Below are 6791 nucleotides of genomic sequence, written 5' to 3' on the forward strand. Positions count from 1 at the left end.
TGGGCGCCGAGCCCCGCGCGCGCGGAACCTGGGAGACCTTCGGCGACCTCGGCCGCATCGACGAGGATGGCTATCTCTACCTTGCCGATCGCCGGACTGACCTGATCATCTCGGGCGGCGCCAACATCTATCCGGCCGAGGTGGAGGCCGCGATCGACGCCTTCCCGGGCGTACTGGCCAGCGTGGTCGTCGGCCTGCCGCACGAGGACATGGGGCAATCGGTGCATGCGATCATCGAGTGGGCGGAGGGCGCGCCCTCGCCGGATCTGGGCGTGTTGAAGGCGTTCCTGGGCGAGCGGCTCGCGCCCTACAAGCTGCCGCGCGCCTTCGAGTTCACACACGAGCGACTGCGGGATGACGCCGGCAAGACCCGGCGCAGCGCCTTGCGCGACGCCAGGATCGCCGCCACCGCCTAGCTACTTCGTGGCGTTGGGGTCGGCCATCTGGAAGTAGTCGCGCCAGCCGGTGATCAGGCCATCCTTGAATTCTATGATCCCCATATAGGGGTGGCTGACCAACTTTCCGTCGGCGTTGGTGTATTGCTCGCGGCCCTCGGTGAAGAGGCAGCCGTCGGCCTCGGCGTGGCGCACGATCACCCAGGTGGAGCCGGTGTTGTCGGCCCAGTACTTGGTGATGAACTTCTCGACCCAGTCGCGGCCCATCAGGGGGCGGGTGCCCACGTGGTAGTGGTACTCCACATCTGGCGCGAAAAAGGCCAGGAACCCGGCCTTGTCCTTGGCCGCGATGGCCTGTTGCAGGCGGCGGATGACGTCGATCTTCGGTTCGTCGCGGGTCTGGCTGGCGGTGGTCACGCGGCGCTCTCCTGGGTGGCGGGCTTCGGGGCGGGGGGCATCTTCGAGCCGTCGTAGTAGTCGCGGACGGAACAGATCTTGCCGTCCCGGAACTCGACGACCTGCATGAACGGGTTGTCGATCACCACGTCGCGAGCGCGGTCGTAGAGGCGCTCCATGCCCTCGACCATGATCATCTGTTCCTTCTCGGCCCAGTTGCGCACCGACCACTCGCGCTGCTCGAACGAGGAGTCGTAATTGCGAAGGAACTTGCGCAGGCTTGGCTTCCCGACGATTGGTCGGGCGTGCATGGACCAGAAATACTCGACGTCGTCGGTCGTGGTTTCCACGAAGGCGTCGTGGTCCTTCGCCTTGGAGGCGGCCATCATGGCCTCCAGGACCTTCATGTTCTCGCTCATGGCGGGCTCCTGCATCTCCACCAAGCCTAGGTCGTTAAGTTCATTTACGCAAGTTATAGCACCGCGGGTTGACGGCTCGCGTGCGTGCAAATAAGTTCCAAATTGCAAGTAATAAACGGACGGGAACCCACTGTGATTCAAGGCTATGAGGCGATCAGGTCGCGTCTGCGCATTCCGGCGATCGCGGCCCCCATGTTCCTGGTCTCCGGCCCGGACATGGTCCTCGCGGCCTGCCGCGCCGGCATCGTCGGCAGCTTCCCGGCCAACAACGCCCGCACGATCGCCGAGCTCGACGGCTGGATGACGCAGATCGCGGCCGGGGCGGAGGCGATGGACATGCCGTGGGCCATAAACATCATGGTCCACCGCACCTATGAGCGGACCGCCGAGGAGATGGAGCTGGTGCTGAAGCACAAGCCGCCCATCGTGATCACCGCCCTGGGCAGCCCCAAGGAGATCGTCGGCGCGATTCAGGGCTACGGCGGCATGGTCTTCGCCGACGTCAACTCGATCAGCTATGCGCGTAAGGCCGCCGAGATCGGGGTCGACGGCCTGGTGTTGGTCTCCGCCGGCGCGGGCGGACATACCGGCCAACTCTCGGCCTTCGCCTTCGTCCCGGCGGTGCGGGAGTTCTTCAAGGGGATCATCGTGCTGGGCGGGGCCATCGGCTCAGGCCGCGCCATCCGCGCCGCCGAGACCCTGGGCGCCGACTTCGCCTATCTCGGCACACGCCTGATCGCATCCGAGGAAAGCATCGCCCACCCGGACTACAAGCAGATGCTGATCGACTCGTCCGCCGATGAGATCATCCTGTCGGCCTCGCTTACCGGTGTGCCGGCCAACTGGCTGAAGGGCAGTCTCATCGCGGCGGGCTATGACCCGGCCAATATGGGACCGAAGGCCGAAATCGGGCTCGGCCGGCCTGAGTCAGAAGCCGCCAAGCGTTGGCGTGACGTCTGGTCTGCCGGACAAGGCGTCGGAACCGTTCGCATGATCGAGAAAATGTCGGCGATCGTCGACGAACTGGCTACCGAGTACGAGGCCGTGAAGGCCTAGCTAGTCCTTCTGCCGCATGGGACAAGGGCTCAGTGAGCTGACAGCTTCTCGCGCTTCAGCCGGATGCCGGCGGCCTCGCGATCCCAGGTCTCGGCGGTGACGCCTTCCTTACGCAGCTCCACCTTCTGGATCTTGTTGGTGGGCGTCTTCGGCAGTTCAACCGCGATCCGCACGAAGCGCGGCACCATGAAGTGGGCCATGCGCGGGATCAGGAACTCGATCAGCGCCCGGGGATCCACGGTCGAGCCCTCCTTCGGAGCGACGCAGATCATCACCTCCTGCTCGCCGCCCGGCAGGTCGACTCCGTAGGCCGCCACCTCGCAGACATCGTCATAGGCCGCGACCTCGATCTCGATCTCCTGGGAAGAGATGTTCTCGCCCCGGCGACGGATCGCGTCCTTCTGCCGATCAACGAAATAGAAGCGTCCTTCATCGTCGCGCCAGAGCAGGTCGCCGGTGTGGAACCAGCCGTTGCGCCAAGCCTCCGCCGTGGCCTGGGCGTCGCCGAGATAGCCCTTGAAGAGCTGCCAGGGTTGGTCGGCTCGGATGACCAGTTCGCCCACCTCACCGTTGGGGAGCTCGCGGTCATGGGCGTCAACGATGCGGCACTCGACGCCCGCGCGCACGCGCCCGCAGCTGCGCATAGTGGTCTCGTTCACCTCAGACACCAGGGGCACCGACACCTCGGTCATGTTGAAGCCCGAGACGTAGTCGAAGCCGAACCGCTCGGCGAGGATCATGGTCTCCTCGGAGATCGGCGAGAGGGTGCAGATCCGCAGGGGATTGTCCCGGTCATCGGGCTTGGCCGGCTCCTTGTGCAGGAAGGTGGTGAGCGCCCCGATGAAGCCCGAGCAGGTGGTCGAGCCGGTCTCGCGGACCAGGTTCCAGAACTGACGGGTGTCGAAGGCCTCGAACAGGGCGAAGCTGCCGCCGCTGGCCAGGGCCGCCATGATGCCGCTAACGCCGGCGACGTGGAACATCGGCAGGTTCACCAGGATGCGATCGGCGCTGGTCATGTAGCCGTAGGTGATGCGCGCCGTGGTCCACTCCTGGACGTAGGAGGTGACCACGGCCTTGGAGGGCCCGGTCGTGCCTGACGTGAAGATGATCACCGGAGTGTCCCAGGGCTCGACCTCGGCCGGCGCACAGTTGGCGGCGTCGGCCGTCAGGGCGGTGTGAGGCTCGACGGTCACGTCCAGGTCGGGCGCGATATTGCTGGGCCCAGTCAGGATGATCTTGGTGATGGACCCGAGGGACAGGCCTTCGAGGCGGGGCGCGAGCTCTGGATGGACGATCAAGATGGTTGCGCCGGTCTTGGCCAGGGCGTGCTCAAGCAGCCGGCCGCGGAAGCTGGTGTTGATCGGGGCCAACGCGGCGCCCGCATAGTTGGCGCCGAACCAGGCGCGGACGAGGGCCGGCGAGTTCGGCGCCCAGGCGGCCACGATGTCGCCGGGCTTCACGCCCCGCGCCTGCAAGGCTGCCGCCGTCTGCATCGCCTTCTCGCGGGTTTCCGCCCAGGACCAGGTCTCGCCGCTCTCGTAGCGGACCAGGGTGGTGTCCGGCTGAGCCATGGCGTGGCGATCGAGGATGCGCGGCACCACGCAATCGTCGCGCCCGGGCGGGGTGGGGTCGAACCAGGGGGGATGGAATGGCGTCATGCGGGCTCCTCCAGGCGATGCCGCGCGTCCGTCCGTGAACCGGGGTGAGGGAGGGGCCTAGATCCAGCCCGCCACGCCGGCGCCTGCGCCACGCTTCGATATCAGCCAGGGCACACTATCAATAAAGTCTCGAAATGAAAGTAACTTTGCGCAGCTCTGCGGAGTAACTGGTGAATTGATACTAAAAGTTCTCGCGCCGGTCGGTTGTCGGCGATAGGATCGGGCGAAATCCACGGAGCGTCGCGATGCCCATCGAGCTCGTCAATCGAGTCCCGGCCAGCCTTCGGCCGAACGACCACCCCTATATGAACGGCGCCTGGACCCCCACGCACGAGGAGTTCAACGCGACCGACCTGGAGGTGATCGGCGAGATCCCCAAGGACATCGACGGCGTCTATGTGCGCAACACCGAGAACCCGGTCCACGACCCGATCGGCCGCTATCATCCGTTCGACGGGGACGGCCTGATCCACGTCATGTCCTTCAGGGACGGCAAGGCCGAGTACCGCAACCGCTTCGTGCGAACCAAGGGTTTCCAGGCCGAGCAGGAGGCGGGCCGCGCCCTATGGGCCGGGCTCGCGGAGAACCCGGCGAAGTCGGAGCGGCCGGGCTGGGGCGCGCACGGAGGGATCAAGGATTCGTCCTCCACCGACGTCGTGGTCCATGCCGGCAAGATCCTATCGACCTTCTACCAGTGCGGCGAGGGCTACCGCCTCGACCCCTACACCCTGGAGCAGCACGGCACGGAGAGCTGGACGCCCATCGACGGCGTCAGCGCCCATACCAAGGTGGACGAGGCGACCGGTGAACTGTTGTTCTTCAACTACTCCACCCATGCGCCGTACATGCACTATGGCGTGGTCGGGCCTGACAACCGGCTGAAGCACTACATTCCGGTGCCGCTGCCTGGGCCGCGCCTGCCGCACGACATGGCCTTCACCGAGAACTACGCGATCCTCTGCGACTTCCCGCTGTTCTGGGATCCCGAGCTGCTCGAGAAGAACATGCACGTGGTGCGCTATCGCCGCGACTTGCGCTCGCGCTTCGCCATCGTGCCGCGTCTGGGCCAGCCGCGAGACATCCGCTGGTTCGAGGCCGATCCGACGTTCGTGCTGCACTTCCTCAACGCCTACGAGGACGGCGACGAGATAATTCTCGACGGCTATTTCGAGGAAGATCCCGAGCCCAAGTCCAGCAACAGCGCCCCACCCGGATACGAGCGCATGATGGCCTATCTCGATCAGGAGATGATCCGTCCCAAGCTGCACCGCTGGCGCTTCGACCTTACGACCGGCGAGACGCGCGAGGAGCGACTGGACGACCGGATCCTGGAGTTCGGGATCATCAACAACCAGTTCGGGGGGCGGAAGTACCGTTACGCCTACAGCGCGATCAATGAACCGGGCTGGTTCCTGTTCAACGGCATGATGAAGCACGACCTGGAGACCCGCGAGAGCTGGGCGGTTTCCTTCGGCGAGGAGCGGTTTGGCAGCGAGGCCGGCTTCGCGCCACGCGTTGGCGGCGTCGACGAGGACGACGGATATCTGGTGACCTTCGTGACGGACATGAAGGCCGACCGCTCGGAGTGCGTGGTCTATGACACCCGCGACCTGGGGGCGGGACCGGTCTGCCGGATCATCCTGCCGCACAGGATATCCTCGGGCACCCACGCCACCTGGGCGCAGGGCGAGGCGATCCGCGCCGCCCAGGGGCGTTAGGTCAGCCTGCGGCGGCCTCGACCTCGCTGGACGCCTGGACGTAGGCGCGCCGGGCGGCCATGAGGCAGCCGATGCCCAGGGGCACCATGACGCCTGAGACGATGGCGACTGCCACGCCGATCTTGGCGGGGTCCTTCAAGACGTGGTCGCTGATCAAGGCCACGCCCGTGGGGCCGATGGTGAAGGCCACGATGTTGCCGATCAGCAGGTAGAGCGCCATCACCCGCGCGCGCAGCCGATTTGGCGCGATGGCCTGGAAGCTCACGGCCGGCAGGCCCTGGGTCAGGCCGAAGGCGAGGAACATCGCGGCCAGCAACACCGCCGCCATCGTCCCGGTCGGCGCGAAGGGCGTGGCCACGGCGAAGGGCAGGGCGAGGCCGGCGCCGATCATCGCCACGCGCAGGACCGCGTCGCGGCGGCCGGCGATGGCCATGGCGTCGGCCATCCAGCCGCCCAGCAAAATGCCCCCGGTGCTGAACACCAGCAGGATGCCGCCCAGCACCGTCCCGACGCGCCCGATCGGCCAATCGTAGACGCGGATCAGGAAGGCGGGCGTCCAGGTCAGATAGGCCGCCACCGCGACGCCGATGAACGAGTAGCCCGCGGCCAGCAACGAGAACACCAGCCAGCGCTGGCGCAGGAAGGGGGTGAAGGGCGTGCTCACGGGCTCGGGCGCGGCGCCTGTCTGGCGATGAGGCTCGCGGACGAAGGCCATGGCCAGCATCAAGATTGGGCCCGGCACGCTCACCATGAAGAAGGCCAGTTGCCAGCTGTGCAACGTGCCGATCAGCGGCACGGTCACGGGCGGCGCCGTGAGCGCACACTGGACCACCGCCCCGCCGATCAGCAGCGCCAGTCCGACGCCGGCGATGGAGCCCATGGCATAGACGCCCAGGGCCCGGGCGCGCCGGTTGGCCGGGAAGCTGTCGGCGATCATGGAGTAGGCGGCGGGCGACAATCCGGCTTCGCCGACGCCGACGCCGATCCGGGCGAGGAACAGGGTGAAGAAGCTGCCCGCCAACCCGCAGGCCGCGGTCATCAGGCTCCAGAAGGCGATGGAGACCATGATGAGCTTGTGGCGCGACCCACGGTCGGCCAGCACGGCAAGTTCGACCTGCACATCCTGCGCCGGCACGGATTGGACGTACA

Annotated in this window: 7 protein-coding genes; 3 read left to right on the plus strand and 4 right to left on the minus strand. The window is 66.5% G+C overall.

Going from position 1 to position 6791, the window contains the following annotated elements:
• A partial coding sequence (locus RMO04_RS09190) for an AMP-binding enzyme (protein ID WP_405041479.1) occupies nt 1-416 on the plus strand: 416 nt, incomplete at its 5' end.
• Here the strand turns inward: RMO04_RS09190 and RMO04_RS09195 are convergent.
• On the minus strand, nt 417-812 hold the full coding sequence (locus tag RMO04_RS09195) for a nuclear transport factor 2 family protein (protein WP_309644482.1): 396 nt from the start codon (nt 810-812) through the stop codon (nt 417-419).
• Nucleotides 809-1210 (minus strand): nuclear transport factor 2 family protein, encoded by a 402-nt coding sequence (locus RMO04_RS09200; RefSeq protein WP_309644483.1) that lies wholly within the window; start codon nt 1208-1210, stop codon nt 809-811. Before RMO04_RS09200 ends, RMO04_RS09195 begins: the two co-directional genes overlap by 4 nt.
• A 132-nt stretch (nt 1211-1342) precedes the next feature.
• Between RMO04_RS09200 and RMO04_RS09205 the strand changes: the two genes are divergently transcribed.
• A complete protein-coding gene (locus RMO04_RS09205) occupies nt 1343-2266 on the plus strand; it encodes a nitronate monooxygenase (RefSeq protein WP_309644484.1) in 924 nt (307 codons plus the stop codon).
• 29 nt (nt 2267-2295) lie between these two features.
• On the opposite strand, the gene RMO04_RS09210 is transcribed toward RMO04_RS09205, so the two are convergent.
• On the minus strand, nt 2296-3924 hold the full coding sequence (locus RMO04_RS09210; RefSeq protein WP_309644485.1) for an AMP-binding protein: 1629 nt from the start codon (nt 3922-3924) through the stop codon (nt 2296-2298).
• 245 nt (nt 3925-4169) lie between these two features.
• Here RMO04_RS09210 and RMO04_RS09215 point away from each other — a divergent pair, with 245 nt between their 5' ends.
• Nucleotides 4170-5642: a carotenoid oxygenase family protein gene (locus tag RMO04_RS09215; RefSeq protein ID WP_309644486.1), complete on the plus strand. Its 1473-nt coding sequence runs from the start codon at nt 4170-4172 to the stop codon at nt 5640-5642.
• Between the two features lies 1 nt (nt 5643).
• On the opposite strand, the gene RMO04_RS09220 is transcribed toward RMO04_RS09215, so the two are convergent.
• Nucleotides 5644-6791, minus strand: a 1148-nt coding sequence (locus tag RMO04_RS09220) for an MFS transporter (protein WP_309644487.1), incomplete at its 5' end; no start/stop codon positions are given.

The organism is Phenylobacterium sp. (assembly GCF_031412415.1).
Classification (GTDB): Bacteria; Pseudomonadota; Alphaproteobacteria; order Caulobacterales; family Caulobacteraceae; genus Phenylobacterium.

Bases quoted from the DNA above. Each gene is read 5' to 3' on its own strand.
- RMO04_RS09200 (WP_309644483.1), bottom strand. From the start codon at position 1,210: ATGAGCGAGAACATGAAGGTCCTGGAGGCCATGATGGCCGCCTCCAAG.
- RMO04_RS09210 (WP_309644485.1), bottom strand. From the start codon at position 3,924: ATGACGCCATTCCATCCCCCCTGGTTCGACCCCACCCCGCCCGGGCGC.
- RMO04_RS09215 (WP_309644486.1), top strand. From the start codon at position 4,170: ATGCCCATCGAGCTCGTCAATCGAGTCCCGGCCAGCCTTCGGCCGAAC.